Raw genomic sequence first — 19,336 nt, 5'->3', positions numbered from 1 at the left:
TTCCGAAATTTTGTTCTATAATCGTTCTCTAACATCAGCAATTACGAAAATAATCGAACTATCCACGAATTAACTTAATTCAAACCAAACTGCCCATCCACCGATTCGGAAAAGCAAAGAAAAACGCAGCTCTTCTATCGAAGAACTGCGTTGTTTGAAGCCTATTAACCCTTGGAAGGGAATCAGCTGGCGGCGCGAAGCGGAGAAATCTGGATTTCCACGCGACGGTTCTGCGCACGGCCTTCCGGTGTTGCGTTAGTGGCAACGGGCTGGCTCGCGCCATAGCCGATAACGGCGAAGCGACGCGGATCGATACCCTGCGAACCGAGATAGCTCGCGACCGACGCGGCGCGGCGCTGCGAAAGAGCCTGATTGTGGCTGACGCTACCGGTCGAATCGGTGTGGCCATAAACGTCCACAAGTGTCTGGTTGAATTTGCGCAGTACAATCGCGACCGAATTAAGCGTCGGGTAGAACTGGCTCTTCACCTGATCCTGATCGGTATCGAAAGTGATGCTGGACGGCATATTAAGGATGATCTGGTCGCCGTTACGGGTCACAGACACGCCAGTGCCCTGCAACTGTGCACGGAGCTCGTTTTCCTGACGATCCATGTAATTGCCGATTGCGCCGCCGCCAAGTGCACCGATACCGGCACCAATCAGAACGGCATTGCGCTGTGCACGGCTGGAACCGCCGACCATCAGGCCACCAAGAGCGCCCACAGCCGCGCCAATTGCAGCACCACCTGCGGTGTTCGACATCTTCTGTTCCCCGGTATAGGGGTCGGTGGTGCAGCCTGCCAGAAATGTGGCGGCGAAAAGGGCAATACCGATCTTCTTCAGCATGAAATGGTCATCCTCAATTAGCGAATCCGTCGCATGATAATAGCGATTAAGGCCGGATGGTGTCTCAAATGCGAGTTTGAATCCAGCCTTTCGCTTTTTAACTGAAGCCTCCGCAACTGCGCAACTGCGTGGCGTAACGATTGGCCATGGATTGGGCACGTTTTGCGCCATTGAGCGCTGTAGCATTCCCGCGCCAGACACCACGAGCGTAACCGCCGTGACCCGAATAGTAAGCGAGATAAAGGCTATATGCATCGGCGCGATTGATGCCGTTTTTCAGATAGCTTTGATAGTGATACCAGCCAATGAAATGGATAGCGTCCGCGAAATTGGTGCGCGATGCAGTCCAGCGACCGGTTTCCCGCTTGTAACGATCCCACGTGCCGTTCAGCGCCTGGGAATAGCCATAGGCGCTGGAAGCCCGCTTCCACGGTATGATCCAGAGAATCTTGGTCCGTGGCGGGCGGGCATAGGGCTGGAAGCCGGATTCGGTATAGATTGTGGCCATCAGAACCGGAACCGGCACGCCGAATTCGCGCGAAACCCGCGTGGCAGCCGTCTGCCAGTTATTGAACCAACCGTCGCGTTGATCGAAGACCGCACACACATTGTTGACCTGCCGTGGGGCAGTCGCGCAGCCTCCTAGGATCACGAGCGCGACGAGAAACAAAACGCGCATCATGGAAAACCTCGTCTCTTTGCAAAGATTGATAAAGCGTAAAAATTAAGAAGACCTTTCTAACGACAGGTCACCCCTTTCCGGGGCCTTCAAACTCGCGTGAAGAAGCAAAGTAAAAGCCGCTGCCAATATGACAGCGGCCCGAACTGTGGATGAATGTGGATAACTATGGGGATAGCGTATTTTCAGCGGTCGAAACTGCGTGAAAACCAATGGTTAGAGCGATTCCGCTGGAACAGAACCGCTCCAAACTTCAGCGGCGCTCCTGCCGCAACCGCGCCCAGTATTCGAGGCGCTTGCGGATATCTCGCTCAAAACCTCGCTCCGGCGGATCATAGAACTTTTGCCTGCCCATGCTTTCCGGGAAATAATCCTGTCCTGAAAACGCGTCTGGCTGGTCGTGGTCATAGGCATAGCCATCGCCGTAGCCCTCATTCTTCATAAGCTTGGTCGGCGCGTTGAGAATATGCTTCGGCGGCAGCAGGGAACCGTTCTCCTTGGCCGCACGCATTGAGGCTTTATAGGCCACATAGACGGCGTTCGATTTCGGAGCCGTTGCAAGATAAACACAGGCCTGTGCGAGCGCCAGTTCGCCTTCCGGCGAACCAAGATAGTCATAGGCATCCTTGGCGGCGTTGCAGATGACCAGTGCCTGCGGGTCGGCCAAGCCGATATCTTCCACCGCCATGCGCACCAGCCGCCGCCCAAGATATAACGGATCTTCGCCCGCATCGAACATACGAGAAAGATAGTAGAGCGCTGCGTCAGGGTCCGATCCCCGAACGGATTTATGCAGCGCCGAAATCAGATTGTAATGCCCGTCCTGCCCCTTGTCATAAACCGGGGCGCGACGTTGCACGACATCCTGCAGCTTTTCGGCAGTAAACACTTCATCGGGACGGGCCGCACGCCAGACTTCCTCGGCAAGCGTCAGCGCAGCACGTCCATCGCCGTCAGCCATGCGAACAAGGCTTACCCGTGCTTCCTCGTCCAGCGGCAATGGACGTTCTTCTTGCTCTTCGGCACGGGTCAGAAGTGTTGCAATGCTCTCGCCATCATGGGGATGAAAAGTAAGCACCCTCGCCCGGGACAAAAGAGCAGCATTGAGCTCGAAAGACGGGTTTTCCGTCGTGGCGCCGATCAGGATAACAGTGCCGTCTTCCATGACCGGCAAAAACGAATCCTGCTGGGCGCGATTAAAGCGATGAATTTCGTCTACGAAAAGCAGTGTCTGCCGGCCCGACATACGCCGCGCACGAGCAGTCTCGAAAACCTTCTTGAGATCGGCAACGCCGGAGAAGATCGCCGAAATCTGCTCAAACGCGAGATCAGTTTCTCCGGCAAGCAGGCGGGCAACGGTCGTCTTGCCGGTTCCCGGAGGTCCCCAGAAGATCATGGAACCGAGCGAACCGGATGCAATCATGCGCGTCAGCACACCTTCTGGTCCGGTCAGATGTTCCTGACCGGTTACTTCCGACAAATGCTTCGGGCGCAGACGGTCAGCAAGCGGCCGGTTGCGGTCCGCGTTCGGGTCTGCCGCTGCTGAGAAAAGGTCGCTCATTTCATTCGCTCGATCGATAAATTAAATGCCGCTTCAGGCATAATCCTACCCGAAGCGGCATGCAACTTTTGGCGATATACTGGCCGACAGTTTTAACGCACGAACTGACGCAACAACGTTCCGTTGCGTTCCACCTCAAGCCGCCAGGCAAGACCACGTCCCCCATCCAGAATCGCGGTCATATCCTCCACGGAGCGGATAGGATTTCCGTTGATGCTTCGAACAATGTCGCCCGGGCGCAATCCGAGCCGTGCCGCCGGCGAGCCGGAATAGACGTCAACAACGACCACCCCCTGGCTTTCACTCTTGAGACGCAGCTTTTTAGCGGTGGATGGCGTCAGCACAAGAACAGCTGCACCGGCGAAGGGATTATCGCCCTTGATCACCTGCGGCGCAGTTTCCTTGACTTCAGGCGCTTTGGAAAGCTTCACCGGGATGGTCTGGTTCTTTCCATCCCGCATGATTTCGACCGACACGGTGTTACCAATGCCAGCCGTCGATAGACGATAACCAAGCACATCCTGATTATCGACACGAACGCCCTGAACGGACAGAACCACATCGCCGATCTTCAGCCCTGCGGCTTCTGCAGGACCACCTTTTGCAACTGCCGTGATCAGGGCACCGTAGGGCTTTTCCATTCCAAGCCCTTCGGCCAGATCGGAGGTGACCCCTTGGAAAGTCGCGCCGATATAGGGGCGCTCGAAACTTTTGCTGCCATTCTGCGCAGCTTCCACGACAGCGCGGACCATATTGGACGGAATAGCAAAGCCGATGCCCACGGAACCGCCAGAACGTGAATAGATCGCTGTGTTGATACCTATCAGGCGTCCGCGCATGTCAATCAATGCGCCACCGGAGTTGCCGGGATTGATAGCCGCATCCGTCTGGATAAAGAAATCAAAATCGGAAATGCCAACCTGTGTTCGGGATTGCGCCGACACGATACCGCTCGTCACAGTCTGTCCGACGCCGAACGGATTGCCGATGGCCAGCACCAGATCGCCAACTTCGACTTCGTCGGAATTGCCGAGGCCCAACACTGGAAACTTGTCCTTGGCTTCAATTTTCAACACGGCAAGGTCGGTGGTTTCATCACGCAGAAGCAGCTTGCTTTCGAACTCGCGACCGTCCGACAAGGCGACTTTGATTTCGTCGGCATCCTTGATGACGTGATTGTTCGTCACGACAATGCCTGAACTATCGACAATCACGCCGGACCCGAGCGACTGCTGGATACGTGGCTTGCTTTCCCCGAACTGCCGCCCGAAAAACTGCTCGAAGAACGGATCGCCTGCAAATGGCGATTGTGCCCGTGCCTGCACCTGTCGCGCCGCATAGACATTCACAACAGCTGGTGTCGTCTCTTTCACAAGAGGAGCGAAGGAAAGTTGCATATCAGCGCGGCTGAGCGGCACTTCTTTGGGAGGTGTTGCAGGCGCATCCTGCGCCATTGCCTGCGGCATAACCAGCCCGACGGATGTCAGCATAAGACCCAATACACCTAAACGTCGCCAATTCATGCACATACTCCGCGCTTTCCGAGGGCACTCATATCTTCCGTGAAAAAATATGAGATTCGTCGTCCATATGTAGTCAACTGAGGACAAGGATAAAGGGCCACATTGTGACCTTGAAGTGCAGCACGGCAATTTTTCGTGAAACATATCGATCCGAAAGAGCCGAACAGCAGCAAGAACAAACAAAAAGGGCCGCTCAAGGCGGCCCTTTTCAATAATCAGAAACAGTGCAGATTATGCTGCGTCTGCTTCAGCAGCCTGTTCGGCTTCGACGCGGGCGCGGTCAGCCTTGCCCTTTGCATCGACGTCGCGTTCCACGAATTCAACAACAGCCAGAGGCGCGTTGTCGCCAGCGCGGAAGCCAGCCTTCATGATGCGGATGTAGCCGCCGTTGCGGGTTGCATAGCGAGCAGCCAGCGTATCGAACAGCTTTGCAACGAGCTTAACGTCGCGAATAGCCGAGATGGCCTGACGGCGTGCATGCAGATCGCCGCGCTTGCCGAGAGTGACAAGCTTTTCTACGATCGGACGGATTTCCTTAGCTTTAGGAAGCGTGGTCACAATCTGTTCATGCTCGATGAGCGAAGCCGCCATGTTGGCGAACATTGCCTTGCGATGCGAGGCAGTGCGGTTCAGCTTACGCTGTCCATTACCGTGGCGCATGGCCTTCTCCTTAATTAGTTCTAGCCGGATTGCCGGTCTTAATATTGGTCTTCGTAGCGCTTTGCGAGATCTTCGATGTTTTCTGGCGGCCAGGACGGGATTTCCATACCGAGATGGAGACCCATCGATGCCAGAACTTCCTTGATCTCGTTGAGCGACTTGCGGCCGAAATTCGGAGTCCGCAGCATCTCGGCTTCCGTCTTCTGGATCAGATCGCCGATGTAGACGATGTTGTCGTTCTTCAGGCAGTTTGCCGAACGGACGGACAGTTCGAGTTCGTCGACCTTCTTGAGCAGAGCCGGGTTGAAAGCCAGTTCCGCAACCTGTTCCTGCGGAGCTTCCTTCTGGGGCTCTTCGAAGTTGACGAAGATCGCCAGCTGGTCCTGGAGAATACGAGCAGCATACGCCACTGCGTCTTCACCGCTGACCGAGCCGTTTGTCTCGATGTTCAGCGTCAGCTTGTCATAATCGAGAACCTGACCTTCACGGGTGTTCTCGATCTTGTACGACACCTTGCGAACCGGAGAGTAGAGGCTGTCAACCGGGATAAGCCCGATCGGAGCATCTTCCGCACGGTTGCGGTCGGCAGGCACATAGCCCTTGCCGGTGTTGACGGTGAATTCCATGCGGATTTCAGCGCCTTCGTCCAGCGTGCAGATGACGTGATCCGGGTTAAGGATCTCGACATCGCCGACAGTCTGAATGTCGCCAGCCGTAACAACGCCTGGGCCTTCCTTGCGGACGACCATGCGCTTCGGGCCCTCGCCTTCCATGCGGATGGCGATTTCCTTGACGTTCAGAACGATATCCGTAACGTCTTCGCGGACGCCCGGAATCGAAGAGAATTCATGCAGAACGCCATCGATCTGAATGGCGGTCACGGCAGCGCCGCGAAGCGACGACAGAAGCACGCGACGCAGAGCATTACCGAGCGTCAGACCGAAACCGCGTTCCAGCGGCTCAGCAACGACGGTTGCATGCGTGCGGGAGCCGTTGGTGATGAAATCCACCTTATTCGGCTTGATGAGTTCCTGCCAGTTCTTCTGGATCATGTAAGTATCCCTCTATCAATCGTCGCTACCATCCTATCGTAGCGATCAAGTGTAGAAACCGCAGAGGAACCCCGAACTTGAAAAGCCCGAGGCTCGTACGGCATGTGAACGAGGATTAGACCCGGCGCTTCTTGCGCGGACGGCAACCGTTGTGCGGGATCGGCGTAACATCGCGGATCGACGTAATCACAAAGCCGGCAGCCTGAAGGGCGCGCAGCGCGGATTCACGGCCAGAGCCCGGTCCGCAAACCTCGACTTCGAGGGAGCGCATACCGTGTTCCTGAGCCTTCTTGGCGCAATCTTCGGCAGCGATCTGAGCGGCGAACGGGGTCGACTTACGCGAACCCTTGAACCCCTGAGCACCGGCAGACGACCAGGCAATCGCATTGCCCTGAGCATCCGTGATGGTGATCATGGTGTTGTTGAACGTCGAATTTACGTGGGCAACGCCCGACGAGATGTTTTTACGCTCGCGACGGCGAACGCGCGTGGCTTCCTTGGCCATGACAGTCCTTTCAATCGATCTCTACACCGCCGTAATTCCAGCGGCTACACCGGTCCTCAAGAAAGGACCAGCATCAAACCCAACCGGCGCACCGGAAAGGCCCGACGGAACATATGTCCCGTCGAAATTACTTCTTCTTGCCTGCGATTGCCTTCGCCGGACCCTTGCGGGTGCGTGCGTTGGTGTGCGTGCGCTGGCCGCGAACCGGCAGCGAACGACGATGACGCAGACCGCGGTAGCAGCCCAGGTCCATCAGGCGCTTGATGTTCATCGAAACTTCACGACGCAGGTCACCTTCGACCTGGTAGTCAGCATCGATTGCTTCGCGGATCTGAAGGACTTCAGCATCCGACAGCTGGTTAACGCGACGATCGTCAGCAATGCCGACCTTCGTTACGATTTCCCGAGCAAATTTCGGTCCGATCCCGTGAATGTACTGAAGCGCAATAACAACGCGCTTGTTCGTCGGGATGTTGACGCCAGCGATACGTGCCACGTCTGTTCTCCTTGAGTTATAAAAATTTCCATCTGGCAGATGCGATCAACCAGACAGCATTAAACGACCGGTACCGGCCTCTTTCGATTTCCGCCGATACCCGCCATTCAAAACCAGTTGAAGTGGCGCAGTCTTTGACGGAATCGCCCGAAAAAGTCAACTCTTAACTGTCCGTAAAGCCATCAAACCGGCCTGACAGGCAACTCAAGCAACTTCTGGAAGTAATAAACGGGCAGAAAACGCTTCACGCTTTCCCTGCCCGTATTGGAATGAGGCTTCTTCAAGCCTCTTCAATTTTCATGCCGGAACCAGAATTCTCTCGATTTCGGCAGTAACTTCTTCAACCGGCGCCATGCCATTGATGACGCGCAGTTCACCAGTTCCGGCATAATAGCTCGAAAGCGGCGAAGTCTTTTCGCGGTATTCCACGAGACGCTTACGGAACGCCTCAGGATTGTCGTCCGAACGGACCTGACCACCCTTGGCAATCGTTTCAGCCACGCGGCTCTCCATCCGCTTGACCAGAGCATTCTCGTCAACCTTCAGCTCAATGACTGCATCGAGTTTTAGGCCCTTCCCCGCCAGCATCGTTCCCAGAGCCTGAGCCTGTGGAACCGTGCGTGGATAACCGTCAAGGATGAAACCGTTCGCGCAGTCAGGCGCATCGATGCGCTCCGAAACGATCTGGTTCACGATCTCATCGGAAACCAGTTGCCCGGCGTCCATCACGGCCTTGGCGCGCTTCCCGATCTCGCTCTGCTGGGCGACTGCTGCACGCAGCATGTCGCCGGTCGAGAGCTGAGGAATTCCATGCTTCTTGGTAAGAAGTCCAGCCTGCGTCCCCTTACCTGCTCCGGGCGGCCCAAGAAGTATCAGTCTCATTTATTGCGTTTCCCACCTCTGAGTTTGGACTTCTTGATCAGCCCTTCATACTGATGGGCGATCAGATGCCCCTGAATTTGCGCAACCGTGTCAAGCGTTACGCTCACAACGATCAGCAGCGAGGTGCCACCAAGATAGAACGGCACACCGGTTGCGGAAATCAGGAATTCCGGCAGGAGACAGACAAGCACGATATAGATGGCGCCGACAACAGTGATGCGTGTCAGCACATAGTCTATGTATTCGGCGGTACGCTCACCCGGACGAATGCCCGGAATAAAGCCGGAATGCTTCTTGAGCTGGTCAGCAGTGTCCTTGGGATTGAACACAATGGCCGTGTAGAAGAAGCAGAAGAATGCCATCAATGCGGCATAGAACAGCATGTAAAGCGGCTGACCATGACCGAGTGCATTGAGAACGGTAGTAGCCCAGGCCGGCATTTCTGTCGTGTTGGCGAAACCGGCGACCGTCGCAGGCAGAAGCAACAACGACGAGGCGAAAATCGGAGGAATGACGCCTGCGGTATTGAGCTTCAACGGCAGATGCGACGTATCGCCCTGGAACATGCGGTTGCCGACCTGACGCTTCGGATACTGGATCAGAAGGCGACGCTGCGCACGTTCAACGAATACGATGACCGCAATCAGCACGATGGCAAGAATGATAACGCCCAGAATGAGTCCCGTCGACAGCGCGCCGGTACGGCCAAGTTCCAGCGTGCCGGAAATAGCGTGCGGCAGGTTGGCCACGATACCGGAGAAGATGATCAGCGAGATACCGTTGCCGATACCGCGTGCAGTGATCTGCTCGCCGAGCCACATCAGGAACATCGTGCCGCCAACAAGGGTGATCACCGACGAAACGACGAAGAACGGTCCCGGATTGGTGACAATACCGTTGCCCGACTGCAAGCCGACAGAAATCGCGTAGGCCTGAACAAGCGCCAGAAGCACCGTGCCGTAACGCGTATACTGATTGATGATCTTGCGACCTGCCTCGCCTTCCTTCTTCAGCGCTTCAAGAGACGGAACAACCGACGTCATGAGCTGCACGATGATGGAGGCAGAGATATAAGGCATGATGCCGAGCGCGAAAATGGCCATACGACCGACGGCGCCACCGGCGAACATGTTGAAAAGCCCGAGCACACCCTGGCTATGCTGCTGGAAAGCCTGCGCAAGCGCGTCAGGATTGATGCCGGGAAGCGGAATATAGGTGCCGAACCGGTATACGAGCAAAGCACCTAGCGTGAACCAGATGCGCTTCTTGAGTTCTTCTGCTTTCGAGAAAGCTGAAAAATTGAGATTGGAAACTAGCTGTTCAGCAGCCGATGCCATTAAATTTCTCCGGTGAAAAGTCTCCGGTCCTCCGCCCCCGTCAGCGCAATCTATTGCGGTCGCGCCTCGAGACTAAAAAGACCCTACCCAGATATGCGCATTGGCATAAATGTGCAAGCGGCGGCACTGAGGCCGCCGCTTTTTATTTTTGTATCGAAGCCTTATTCGGCAGCGGCTTCAGGAAGCTTGATGCTACCGCCAGCCTTTTCGATCTTTTCGACCGCAGCCTTGGAAGCACCGGCTACCTCGAAAGCAACCTTTGCCTTCAGTTCGCCGTCCGAAAGGATGCGAACGCCGTCCTTGGCGCGACGAATCACGCCAGCAGCCTTCAGCGAATCGAGGTTCACAACTACCTTGGCATCAAGCTTGCCTGCATCGATAGCGGCCTGAACACGGCCGAGCGACACAACGTTGAAGCTCTTTGCGAAGATGTTGGTGAAGCCGCGCTTCGGCAGACGGCGGTAGATTGGCATCTGGCCGCCTTCGAAGCCGTTGATCGCGACGCCCGAACGGGACTTCTGCCCCTTGACACCACGACCACCGGTCTTGCCGGTGCCCGAACCGATACCGCGGCCAACACGCTTGCGTGCTTTGACCGAACCTGGCTTGTCACGCAGATCGTTGAGTTTCATATCTCTATCTCCTGCGCTATCACGCCTCGTCCACAACTCGAACGAGGTGTGGAAGCTTGGCGATCATGCCACGAACTGCCGGAGTATCTTCCAGCGTGCTGCGGCGGTGCATTTTATTAAGACCCAGACCGATCAGCGTTGCGCGCTGCTCGGCTGGACGACGGATTGGGCTTCCGATCTGCTCGACCGTAACCGTCTTGCCCTTCTTCTCAGCCATCACTCAAATCCCTTGTCTATGGCGTATCCGGTGGCCTGAGCGGCCCCGGACGAACACAAACTATCGGCTACTCTTCCGAACCGACCACATCATGGCGGCGAGCCTGAAGGGTCGAGTACTTGATGCCGCGCTGTGCAGCGATGTCCTTCGGATGCATCTGATGCTTCAGAGCATCGAACGTCGCACGAACCATGTTGTAAGGGTTCGACGAACCGAGCGACTTGGCGACAACGTCCTGAACGCCGAGCGTTTCGAACACTGCACGCATCGGACCACCGGCGATGATACCCTTACCAGCAGGAGCTGCGCGGAGCAGAACCTTGCCAGCGCCGTGACGGCCTTCAACATCGTGGTGCAGCGTACGGCCCGAACGCAGCGGTACGAAGATCATGTCGCGCTTGGCAGCTTCCGTAGCCTTACGGATAGCTTCCGGCACTTCACGAGCCTTGCCATGACCGAAGCCTACGCGGCCCTTCTGGTCGCCAACAACGACGAGCGCAGCAAAACCGAAGCGACGGCCGCCCTTGACGACCTTGGCAACGCGGTTGATGTGAACGAGCTTATCGACGAATTCGCTGTCGCGCTCCTCACGGCCGCGATCTTCGCGGTTACGTTCTCTCTGTGCCATATCCTGATTTCCTTTTTCTTTTCCGGAAGCACAAAATGCTATTAGAAGCTCAGTCCGCCTTCGCGGGCAGCTTCGGCGAGAGCCTTCACACGGCCGTGGTAAATGAATGCACCACGGTCGAACACTACTTCGCTGACGCCTGCTTTAACGGCACGCTCGGCAACCAGCTTGCCAACTGCAGCTGCTGCTGCGGAGTCGGCGCCAGTCTTGAGCTTGCCCTTCAGGTCGCCATCCAGGGTCGAAGCAGCGGCGATGGTAACACCGCGAACGTCGTCGATAACCTGAACGTAGATGTTCTTGGAAGAGCGGTGCACGCTGAGACGCGGACGGCCGTTTGCAACAGCCTTGACCTGACGGCGTACACGAGCAGCGCGACGCTGCAAAGTTTCTTTTGGCGATGCCATGACGCGCTTCCCTTACTTCTTCTTGCCTTCTTTGCGGACGATCTTCTCGCCAGCATACTTGACGCCCTTGCCCTTGTAAGGCTCGGGGCCGCGATATTCGCGGATCTCAGCCGCGACCTGACCGACCTGCTGCTTGTCGATACCGGTGACGACGATTTCCGTCGGCTTCGGAACGGCAACAGTGATGCCAGCAGGCACGTCGTAGACCACTTCGTGGCTGAAGCCGAGCGAAAGCTGCAGGTTCTTACCCTGCATGGCAGCACGGTAACCGACGCCGCTGATTTCGAGCTTCTTTTCGAAGCCGTCCTTCACGCCAACAAAAATGTTGGAGATCATCGTGCGGGACATGCCCCACTTCGAACGAGCTTCCTTCGACTGGTCGCGCGGATCGACGCTGACAGCGCCGTCTTCCATCTTGACCAGAACTTCATCGTGCACGACGAAGGAGAGTTCACCCTTCGCGCCCTTGGCCTTGACGATCTGCCCATCAACACTGGCGGTCACGCCTGCCGGGACCGGCACGGGTTTTTTACCGATACGAGACATTTTAATACCTGTCTTTTATCTGTTCGCTGTCAACCGCATCAGAAGATGCGGCAGAGCAGCTCACCACCAACGTTTTGTTCACGGGCTTCATGATCAGCCATCACACCCTTAGGGGTGGACAGGATCGAGATGCCAAGACCATTCGCAACCTGCGGGATCGACTTGACCGACACGTATACACGGCGGCCAGGCTTCGAAACGCGGGTCAGTTCACGAATGACTGGAACGCCTTCATAGTACTTCAGTTCGATTTCGATCTCGGCTTTGCCGTTCACGAATTCACTCTGCGTGTATCCGCGGATGTAACCTTCAGACTGAAGAACATCAAGAACGCGAGCGCGCAACTTGGAAGCCGGGGTCGAAACCTTGGTCTTCTTGCGGCCTACTGCGTTACGAATACGGGTCAGCATGTCGCCGATAGGATCTGACACAGACATATGCTACTCCTTACCAGCTCGACTTGACGATGCCCGGGATCTGACCGAGCGAACCCAACTGACGGAGCGCAATACGCGACATCTTCAGTTTACGGTAATAACCACGCGGACGGCCCGAAACTTCGCAACGATTGCGAATACGAACCTTCGATGAATTGCGCGGCAGTTCGGCAAGCCGGATAGTGGCGCGGAAGCGCTCCTCCAGCGGAAGGCCCTGATCCATTACGATCGCCTTCAGACGTGCACGCTTGTCAGCATGACGCTTAACCAACTTTTCGCGGCGCTTGTTTTTTTCGACTGCGCTAGTCTTGGCCATATTATTATACCTCGCTACGCTTGCCGTTACTGCCGGAAGGGGAAGTTGAATGCACGCAGAAGAGCGCGCGCTTCATCATCCGTCTTGGCGGTCGTGCAAACGATGATGTCCATGCCCCAGATCTGATCAACCTTATCGTAGTTGATTTCCGGAAACACGATGTGCTCCTTGATACCCATGGCATAGTTGCCACGTCCGTCAAAGCTCTTCGGGTTCAGGCCGCGGAAGTCGCGAACGCGAGGAAGAGCGATCGTGATGAAACGATCAAGGAATTCGTACATGCGGTCCTGGCGAAGGGTGACCTTCGTGCCGATCGGCATGCCTTCACGCAACTTGAATGTTGCGATCGAGTTACGGGCGCGGGTGATAACAGCCTTTTGACCAGCAATCAAGCCAAGGTCTTCAGCAGCTACAGCCGGCTTCTTGGAGTCGCCAGTGGCTTCGCCAACGCCCATGTTGAGGACAACCTTGGTGATGCGTGGGATCTGCATCTCGTTGTCGTATTTGAATTCTTCAAGCAGAGCCTTACGAATGTTTTCGTTGTAAAGCTTCTTGAAGCGGGGAAGTGCCTTAGCTTCAGCCATCGATCAGCGCTCCAGAACGTTTTGCGACACGAACCTTCTTGCCGTCCTCGACGCGGAAACCGACGCGGGTCGGCTTACCGTCCTTGGGATCAGCAATTGCCAGGTTGGACAGGTGGATCGGCGCTTCCTTGGAGATAATGCCGGCTTCCTGGGTCTGGGTCTGACGCTGATGACGCTTCACAACGTTGATACCGCGAACGAGCGCCTGCTCGTCCTTAGGCATAACCTTGAGAACTTCGCCTTTACGGCCCTTGTCCTTACCGGACAGCACGACAACGCTGTCGCCTTTGCGAATCTTCTGCATCGTCTTGCTTCCTTACAGAACTTCCGGGGCCAGCGAGATGATCTTCATGTGGTTCTTTGCGCGAAGTTCGCGCGGAACCGGTCCGAAGATACGCGTGCCGATCGGCTCTTTCTTGTTATCGATGAGAACGGCTGCATTGTTATCGAAACGAATAACGCTGCCGTCCGGACGACGGATGTCCTTGGCGGTGCGTACAACAACCGCCTTCATCACATCACCCTTTTTGACGCGGCCGCGCGGAATAGCTTCCTTGATCGACACCACAATGATGTCGCCAACGGAAGCGTAACGCCGCTTCGAGCCGCCCAGCACCTTGATGCACATGACACGACGTGCGCCGGAGTTATCCGCCACGTCGAGGTTTGTTTGCATCTGAATCATGACTGGCCGCCTTCTTTCCTCTCAGCTGGTTAAGGGCTCCTGCCCTACCTAAGCTGCGTGTTTATAATTTAGCCTGCTGCTTCGTTCGTGAGAACGACCCAGCGTTTGTCCTTCGAGATTGGAGCCGATTCCTGAATGGAAACGAGATCGCCAACCTTGAACTGGTTGTTTTCGTCATGCGCCTTGTACTTCTTAGACTGACGCACGGTCTTCTGGAGGAGCGGATGCGAATAGCGGCGCTCAACCTTGACCACAACAGTCTTGTCATTCTTGTCGCTGACGACAACGCCCTGCAGAACGCGTTTAGGCATTATATTTTTCCTTATGCCTTGCTTGCGGCCGCCTTCTGGCGGGCAATAGTCTTAATACGCGCGATGTCGCGGCGAACCTGCTTCACGCGCGCGGTTTTTTCGAGCTGGCCGGTGGCCTTCTGAAAGCGCAGGTTGAACTGCTCTTTCTTCAGGGTGCCCAGCTCGTCATTCAGTTGATCGAGGCTCTTCGCCCGAACGTCTGCGGCTTTCATAGTTGCCTCTCTCTTATTCAGCAATGCGCTGGATAAAGCGCGTCTTGATCGGCAACTTTGCTGCGCCGAGTCTGAGGGCTTCGCGTGCCACATCTTCGGGTACGCCGTCAAGCTCAAACATCACGCGACCTGGTGCCACACGGCATGCCCAGTAGTCAACCGAACCCTTACCTTTACCCATACGGACTTCGGTAGGCTTCGACGTAACTGGCAGGTCAGGGAAGATGCGGATCCACACGCGGCCGGCACGCTTCATGTGACGGGTGATCGCGCGGCGGGCCGCTTCGATCTGACGTGCAGTGACGCGTTCCGGCTCAACGGCCTTCAAACCGAATGCACCGAAATTCAGATCCGTGCCGCCTTTCGAGTTGCCGTGAATACGGCCCTTGAACTGCTTGCGGAACTTGGTGCGCTTAGGCTGCATCATTGTTCTCTACTCCAAATTTCTCGCCCGCGGCCCGCTTTTTAAGCGTTTTCGCGGCGGCGGTTCGACGAGGAACCCTGATTGTCACCCTCGACCGCACGACGCTCGGAAGCCATCGGATCGTGTTCAAGAATCTCGCCCTTGAAGACCCAGACCTTCACGCCGCAGATACCATAAGCGGTCTTCGCTTCTGCCGTGCCGTAGTCGATATCGGCGCGAAGCGTATGAAGCGGAACGCGACCTTCACGGTACCATTCCATGCGAGCGATTTCCGCGCCACCCAGACGACCCGAGCAGTTGATACGGATACCTTCGGCTCCAAGACGCATTGCCGACTGAACGGCACGCTTCATGGCGCGACGGAATGCCACACGGCGTTCGAGCTGCTGAGCGATCGATTGAGCGATCAGCGTAGCGTCGATTTCCGGCTTGCGAACTTCAACGATGTTGAGCGACGTATCGGCATTGGTCATCTCGGAAAGCTTCTTGCGGAGCTTTTCGATGTCTGCACCCTTCTTGCCGATGATGATGCCCGGACGAGCCGAATGGATCGTCACGCGGCACTTCTTGTGCGGACGCTCGATTACGATCTTGGAGATCGCAGCCTGCTTCAGTTCCTCGGTGAGGAATTCGCGGATCTTGACATCTTCATGCAGCAGCTTGCCGTACTCACCGGTATTCGCGTACCAACGCGAATCCCAGGTGCGGTTGATGCCGAGACGAAGACCGATCGGATTAATCTTCTGACCCATTATGCGGCCTCCCCTTTTTCCGCGACTTCGCGGACAACAATGGTGAGATGCGAAAACGGCTTCTCGATACGGCTCGCGCGGCCACGGCCACGGACGTGGAAGCGCTTCATGACGATCGACTTACCTACATAGGCTTCGGCGACGATCAGAGAATCGACGTCGAGGTCATGGTTGTTTTCTGCGTTCGCAATTGCGGACTGGAGCGTCTTCTTAACCGTATCGGCGATCCGCTTGCGCGAGAACGTCAGATCGGCAAGAGCCGCATTCACCTTCTTGCCGCGGATCATGCTCGCAACAAGGTTCAGCTTCTGCGGGCTGACGCGCAGCGTACGGGCAACAGCTTGCGCTTCGTTGTCCTTGAGCTGACGGGGAGCTTTAGCCTTGCCCATCGTTACTTCCTCTTCGACTTCTTGTCCGCGCCGTGACCGTAGTAGGTACGTGTAGGCGCGAATTCACCGAACTTGTGTCCGACCATTTCTTCCGAAATCGACACCGGCACATGCTTGTTGCCGTTGTAGACGCCGAAAGTCAGACCGACAAACTGCGGCAGGATGGTGGAGCGACGGCTCCACATCTTGATAACTTCATTACGACCGCCTTCGCGTACCTTCTCAGCCTTCGTGAGAAGATAGCCATCGACGAACGGACCTTTCCAAACTGAACGAGCCACTTCAGACTACCTCTCTTACTTCTTGCGCTGATGGCGCGAACGCATGATGAACTTGTCGGTCGACTTGTTCGAGCGCGTCTTCTTGCCCTTCGTAGGCTTGCCCCACGGAGTGACAGGGTGACGACCACCCGAGGTACGACCTTCACCACCACCATGCGGGTGATCGACCGGGTTCATTGCAACGCCGCGAACGTGCGGACGCTTGCCACGCCACACCGAACGACCGGCCTTACCGTCGTTGATGTTGCCGTGGTCCGGGTTGGACACTGCACCGACCGAAGCGAAGCAGGCACCTGGAACCAGACGCTGTTCACCGGAGTTGAGGCGCAGAATGGCCATGCCCTGATCGCGACCAACCAGCTGAGCGTAGGTGCCAGCCGAACGAGCGATCTGACCGCCCTTGCCAGGCTTCAGTTCGACGTTGTGAACGATCGTACCAACCGGCATGGAAGCGAGCGGCATTGCGTTGCCCGGCTTCACGTCAACGGAGTTGCCTGCAACAACCTTGTCACCAACAGCCAGACGCTGCGGAGCCAAGATGTATGCCAGTTCACCGTCTTCGTAACGGATCAGCGCGATGAACGCGGTGCGGTTCGGATCGTATTCCAGACGTTCGACAGTGCCGACGACGTCAAGCTTGCGACGCTTGAAATCGATGAAACGGTACGTACGCTTGTGACCACCGCCCTGAAAGCGAACAGTGATACGACCGGTGTTGTTACGGCCACCCTTCTTGGACAGACCTTCGGTCAGGGACTTGACCGGCTTGCCCTTGTAGAGTCCCGAACGGTCCACGATGACCAGCTGACGCTGGCCTGGCGTGATCGGATTAAAATGCTTGAGTGCCATTGTCTCTTACTCCATGGCCTCTCAGAGACCGGTCGAAACGTCGATGCTCTGGCCTTCGGCCAAAGTAACGATCGCTTTCTTGACGTCGCTCTGGCGCCCGATAAGGCCGCGGAACCGCTTAACCTTACCCTTGCGCACTGCAGTGTTGACTGCGGTAACCTTGACGCCGAACAGCGCTTCGACTGCAGCCTTGATTTCCGGCTTCGTTGCCTTGCGGGCTACGTTGAAGACAACCTGGTTGTGTTCGGAAACCATGGTGGACTTCTCGGTGATAACCGGGCTGACGATCACGTCGTAATGGCGAAGATCAGTCATTTGAAACGCTCCTCGAGGGCTTCGACAGCCGCCTTGGAAAGAACGAGCTTGCCGCGGCGAAGGATGTCGTAAACATTGATGCCCTGCACCGGCAGAACGTCGATGTTCGGGATGTTCGAAGCCGCGCGCTGGAAGTTCACGTCGATCTCTGCACCGCCGATGACGAGTGCATTTTCAAGACCGAGCTTGGCGAACTGCGAAACAAGCTGCTTCGTCTTGGCTTCCGTTGCAGCCAGATCATCGATGATGATCAGGTCAGATGCCTTTGCCTTTGCAGACAGGGCATGACGCAGGCCAAGAGCGCGAACCTTCTTCGGCAGATCGTGATCGTGCGAACGGACAACCGGTCCGTGAGCCTGACCACCACCGCGGAACTGCGGAGCGCGAGCCGAATGGTGACGAGCGCGACCCGTACCCTTCTGCTTGTACATCTTTGCGCCGGTGCGGCTTACGTCGCCACGGCCCTGAGCCTTATGGGAGCCCTGCTGGCGGCGAGCCAGCTGCCAGCGCACAACGCGCTGAAGAATGTCGTCACGCGGGTCGAGGCCGAAGATTTCTTCGTTCAGCTTGACCTTGCCGGCATCCTTGCCTTCAAGAGTGGTAATCGTGAGATCCATTATTCGGCTCCCTCAGTCGCGACAGCTTCAGCCTTCGCGGCACCTGCACGCAGAGCGGCCGGCTTCGGCGCGTTCTCAGGCAGCGAGACCTTTACCGCATCGCGCACGATGATCCAGGCGCCCTTGGAGCCAGGAACCGCACCGCGAACCAGAATGAGGCCGCGATCGCTGTCCGTCGAGACAACTTCAATATTCTGCGTGGTTACGCGGGTCTGGCCCATGTGACCAGCCATCTTCTTGCCCTTGAACACCTTACCCGGGTCCTGACGCTGACCGGTCGAGCCGTGAGCGCGGTGGGTAATGGAGTTACCATGGGAAGCGCGATGACCGGCGAAGTTATGACGCTTCATAACACCAGCAAAGCCCTTACCAATCGAAGTACCCGTCACATCGACCTTCTGGCCAGCGACGAAGTGTTCGGCGGTGATTTCAGCGCCGACTTCGAGGAGGTTGTCCGGCGAAACGCGGAATTCCGCGACCTTCGCCTTTGGCTCGACCTCGGCCTTCGCGAAATGACCGCGCATAGCCTTGGACGTGTTCTTTACCTTGGCAAGTCCAACGCCAAGCTGAACAGCCGTGTAACCATTCTTTTCAACTGTACGCTGAGCTACCACGTGGCAATTCTCCATGCGGAGAACCGTCACCGGCACATGCTCGCCGGCGTCGTTATAGACGCGGGTCATGCCCAGCTTCTGTGCAATAACACCTGAACGCATCGGGTTCGTTCCTTCCGTCCTCAAGCCGATTAAAGCTTGATCTCGACATCGACACCGGCGGACAGATCGAGCTTCATCAGCGCGTCCACCGTCTGCGGGGTCGGGTCAACGATATCGAGAAGACGCTTGTGCGTGCGCATCTCGAACTGCTCGCGGCTCTTCTTGTCGATGTGCGGCGACCGGTTAACCGTGAACTTCTCGATCCGCGTAGGAAGCGGGATCGGTCCGCGCACATTTGCACCGGTACGCTTGGCAGTCGACACGATTTCCCGCGTCGAAGCGTCAAGGATCCGATGATCAAACGCCTTGAGGCGAATGCGGATGTTTTGACCGTTCATTTCATCTGTTCCTTGTTACGCGGGAACGCTCGCTCCAAAGCGAGCGTTCCTGCACAAACCTTCATTACTCGATGATCGAGGAGACGATGCCTGCACCGACGGTGCGGCCGCCTTCACGGATAGCGAAGCGGAGCTTCTCT

Annotated in this window: 32 protein-coding genes; all 32 read right to left on the bottom strand. The window is 56.5% G+C overall.

Features of this window, described 5'->3' with window-relative positions:
• Positions 1-182: 182 nt before the first annotated feature.
• The gene (locus FG152_RS20830) at positions 183-848 is read right to left on the bottom strand and encodes a YiaD family glycine zipper/OmpA-like lipoprotein (RefSeq protein ID WP_010659932.1); all 666 of its coding nucleotides are present in this window, start codon (positions 846-848) and stop codon (positions 183-185) included.
• Between the two features lie 97 nt (positions 849-945).
• Positions 946-1,530, bottom strand: a complete 585-nt coding sequence (locus FG152_RS20825) for a transglycosylase SLT domain-containing protein (RefSeq protein WP_010659931.1) — start codon at positions 1,528-1,530, stop codon at positions 946-948.
• A gap of 250 nt (positions 1,531-1,780) precedes the next feature.
• Positions 1,781-3,088, bottom strand: a complete 1,308-nt coding sequence (locus tag FG152_RS20820) for a replication-associated recombination protein A (RefSeq protein ID WP_010659930.1) — start codon at positions 3,086-3,088, stop codon at positions 1,781-1,783.
• A 92-nt stretch (positions 3,089-3,180) separates the two neighbouring features.
• Entirely contained in the window at positions 3,181-4,611 is a 1,431-nt protein-coding gene (locus FG152_RS20815) for a DegQ family serine endoprotease (RefSeq protein ID WP_010659929.1), read from the bottom strand.
• Between the two features lie 231 nt (positions 4,612-4,842).
• Positions 4,843-5,271, bottom strand: coding sequence for a 50S ribosomal protein L17 (rplQ, locus tag FG152_RS20810; protein ID WP_010659928.1), 429 nt, complete (start codon positions 5,269-5,271; stop codon positions 4,843-4,845).
• Between the two features lie 38 nt (positions 5,272-5,309).
• The gene (locus FG152_RS20805) at positions 5,310-6,323 is read right to left on the bottom strand and encodes a DNA-directed RNA polymerase subunit alpha (protein WP_006467001.1); all 1,014 of its coding nucleotides are present in this window, start codon (positions 6,321-6,323) and stop codon (positions 5,310-5,312) included.
• Positions 6,324-6,438: 115 nt separating this feature from the next.
• Complete coding sequence (gene rpsK, locus FG152_RS20800) at positions 6,439-6,828, bottom strand: 30S ribosomal protein S11 (RefSeq protein ID WP_002964339.1); 390 nt, start codon at positions 6,826-6,828, stop codon at positions 6,439-6,441.
• Positions 6,829-6,955: 127 nt separating this feature from the next.
• Entirely contained in the window at positions 6,956-7,324 is a 369-nt protein-coding gene (gene rpsM, locus FG152_RS20795) for a 30S ribosomal protein S13 (RefSeq protein WP_006467002.1), read from the bottom strand.
• A 297-nt stretch (positions 7,325-7,621) separates the two neighbouring features.
• Positions 7,622-8,206, bottom strand: coding sequence for an adenylate kinase (locus FG152_RS20790; RefSeq protein WP_010659927.1), 585 nt, complete (start codon positions 8,204-8,206; stop codon positions 7,622-7,624).
• Positions 8,203-9,543, bottom strand: a complete 1,341-nt coding sequence (gene secY / locus FG152_RS20785) for a preprotein translocase subunit SecY (RefSeq protein WP_010659926.1) — start codon at positions 9,541-9,543, stop codon at positions 8,203-8,205. Before secY ends, FG152_RS20790 begins: the two co-directional genes overlap by 4 nt.
• A gap of 161 nt (positions 9,544-9,704) precedes the next feature.
• Positions 9,705-10,175 carry a 50S ribosomal protein L15 gene (rplO, locus tag FG152_RS20780; RefSeq protein WP_010659925.1) on the bottom strand — a complete coding sequence of 157 codons (471 nt, stop codon included), beginning with the start codon at positions 10,173-10,175 and terminating at the stop codon, positions 9,705-9,707.
• Positions 10,176-10,194: 19 nt separating this feature from the next.
• A complete protein-coding gene (gene rpmD / locus FG152_RS20775; RefSeq protein ID WP_002967737.1) occupies positions 10,195-10,392 on the bottom strand; it encodes a 50S ribosomal protein L30 in 198 nt (65 codons plus the stop codon).
• Positions 10,393-10,459: 67 nt separating this feature from the next.
• Positions 10,460-11,020, bottom strand: a complete 561-nt coding sequence (gene rpsE, locus FG152_RS20770; RefSeq protein WP_006467009.1) for a 30S ribosomal protein S5 — start codon at positions 11,018-11,020, stop codon at positions 10,460-10,462.
• Positions 11,021-11,061: 41 nt separating this feature from the next.
• The gene (gene rplR, locus FG152_RS20765) at positions 11,062-11,424 is read right to left on the bottom strand and encodes a 50S ribosomal protein L18 (RefSeq protein ID WP_010659924.1); all 363 of its coding nucleotides are present in this window, start codon (positions 11,422-11,424) and stop codon (positions 11,062-11,064) included.
• A 12-nt stretch (positions 11,425-11,436) separates the two neighbouring features.
• Entirely contained in the window at positions 11,437-11,970 is a 534-nt protein-coding gene (gene rplF / locus FG152_RS20760) for a 50S ribosomal protein L6 (RefSeq protein WP_010659923.1), read from the bottom strand.
• A 38-nt stretch (positions 11,971-12,008) separates the two neighbouring features.
• Entirely contained in the window at positions 12,009-12,407 is a 399-nt protein-coding gene (gene rpsH / locus FG152_RS20755) for a 30S ribosomal protein S8 (protein WP_007875325.1), read from the bottom strand.
• Positions 12,408-12,417: 10 nt separating this feature from the next.
• Positions 12,418-12,723: a 30S ribosomal protein S14 gene (gene rpsN, locus FG152_RS20750; protein WP_010659922.1), complete on the bottom strand. Its 306-nt coding sequence runs from the start codon at positions 12,721-12,723 to the stop codon at positions 12,418-12,420.
• Positions 12,724-12,749: 26 nt separating this feature from the next.
• On the bottom strand, positions 12,750-13,307 hold the full coding sequence (gene rplE, locus FG152_RS20745) for a 50S ribosomal protein L5 (RefSeq protein WP_010659921.1): 558 nt from the start codon (positions 13,305-13,307) through the stop codon (positions 12,750-12,752).
• Positions 13,300-13,611 carry a 50S ribosomal protein L24 gene (gene rplX / locus FG152_RS20740; protein ID WP_010659920.1) on the bottom strand — a complete coding sequence of 104 codons (312 nt, stop codon included), beginning with the start codon at positions 13,609-13,611 and terminating at the stop codon, positions 13,300-13,302. The genes rplE and rplX overlap by 8 nt, the downstream gene beginning before the upstream one ends.
• Before the next feature lie 12 nt (positions 13,612-13,623).
• Entirely contained in the window at positions 13,624-13,992 is a 369-nt protein-coding gene (gene rplN / locus FG152_RS20735) for a 50S ribosomal protein L14 (protein ID WP_004683923.1), read from the bottom strand.
• 68 nt (positions 13,993-14,060) lie between these two features.
• Positions 14,061-14,303: a 30S ribosomal protein S17 gene (gene rpsQ, locus FG152_RS20730; RefSeq protein ID WP_010659919.1), complete on the bottom strand. Its 243-nt coding sequence runs from the start codon at positions 14,301-14,303 to the stop codon at positions 14,061-14,063.
• Between the two features lie 11 nt (positions 14,304-14,314).
• On the bottom strand, positions 14,315-14,515 hold the full coding sequence (gene rpmC, locus FG152_RS20725; RefSeq protein WP_006467022.1) for a 50S ribosomal protein L29: 201 nt from the start codon (positions 14,513-14,515) through the stop codon (positions 14,315-14,317).
• 13 nt (positions 14,516-14,528) lie between these two features.
• The gene (rplP, locus tag FG152_RS20720; protein ID WP_006467023.1) at positions 14,529-14,942 is read right to left on the bottom strand and encodes a 50S ribosomal protein L16; all 414 of its coding nucleotides are present in this window, start codon (positions 14,940-14,942) and stop codon (positions 14,529-14,531) included.
• Between the two features lie 38 nt (positions 14,943-14,980).
• Entirely contained in the window at positions 14,981-15,691 is a 711-nt protein-coding gene (rpsC, locus tag FG152_RS20715) for a 30S ribosomal protein S3 (RefSeq protein WP_006467024.1), read from the bottom strand.
• Positions 15,691-16,080: a 50S ribosomal protein L22 gene (gene rplV / locus FG152_RS20710; protein WP_010659918.1), complete on the bottom strand. Its 390-nt coding sequence runs from the start codon at positions 16,078-16,080 to the stop codon at positions 15,691-15,693. The genes rpsC and rplV overlap by 1 nt, the downstream gene beginning before the upstream one ends.
• A 2-nt stretch (positions 16,081-16,082) precedes the next feature.
• The gene (gene rpsS / locus FG152_RS20705; RefSeq protein ID WP_010659917.1) at positions 16,083-16,361 is read right to left on the bottom strand and encodes a 30S ribosomal protein S19; all 279 of its coding nucleotides are present in this window, start codon (positions 16,359-16,361) and stop codon (positions 16,083-16,085) included.
• A 15-nt stretch (positions 16,362-16,376) separates the two neighbouring features.
• Positions 16,377-17,210 carry a 50S ribosomal protein L2 gene (rplB, locus tag FG152_RS20700; protein ID WP_010659916.1) on the bottom strand — a complete coding sequence of 278 codons (834 nt, stop codon included), beginning with the start codon at positions 17,208-17,210 and terminating at the stop codon, positions 16,377-16,379.
• A gap of 21 nt (positions 17,211-17,231) precedes the next feature.
• Positions 17,232-17,525, bottom strand: a complete 294-nt coding sequence (locus FG152_RS20695) for a 50S ribosomal protein L23 (protein WP_006467028.1) — start codon at positions 17,523-17,525, stop codon at positions 17,232-17,234.
• Entirely contained in the window at positions 17,522-18,142 is a 621-nt protein-coding gene (gene rplD, locus FG152_RS20690; protein WP_010659915.1) for a 50S ribosomal protein L4, read from the bottom strand. Before rplD ends, FG152_RS20695 begins: the two co-directional genes overlap by 4 nt.
• Positions 18,142-18,858 (bottom strand): 50S ribosomal protein L3, encoded by a 717-nt coding sequence (rplC, locus tag FG152_RS20685; protein ID WP_012091910.1) that lies wholly within the window; start codon positions 18,856-18,858, stop codon positions 18,142-18,144. Before rplC ends, rplD begins: the two co-directional genes overlap by 1 nt.
• Positions 18,859-18,887: 29 nt before the next feature.
• On the bottom strand, positions 18,888-19,196 hold the full coding sequence (gene rpsJ, locus FG152_RS20680; RefSeq protein WP_002964363.1) for a 30S ribosomal protein S10: 309 nt from the start codon (positions 19,194-19,196) through the stop codon (positions 18,888-18,890).
• Between the two features lie 64 nt (positions 19,197-19,260).
• The coding region (locus tag FG152_RS20675) for an EF-Tu C-terminal domain-related protein (protein ID WP_080641667.1) at positions 19,261-19,336 on the bottom strand (76 nt) is incomplete at its 5' end.

The sequence above is a fragment of the Ochrobactrum sp. XJ1 genome (assembly GCF_024701725.1).
Classification (GTDB): Bacteria; Pseudomonadota; Alphaproteobacteria; order Rhizobiales; family Rhizobiaceae; genus Brucella; species Brucella anthropi.
Note: the sequence above shows the minus strand (reverse complement) of the source record. Positions and strands in the feature narration are given on the sequence as shown.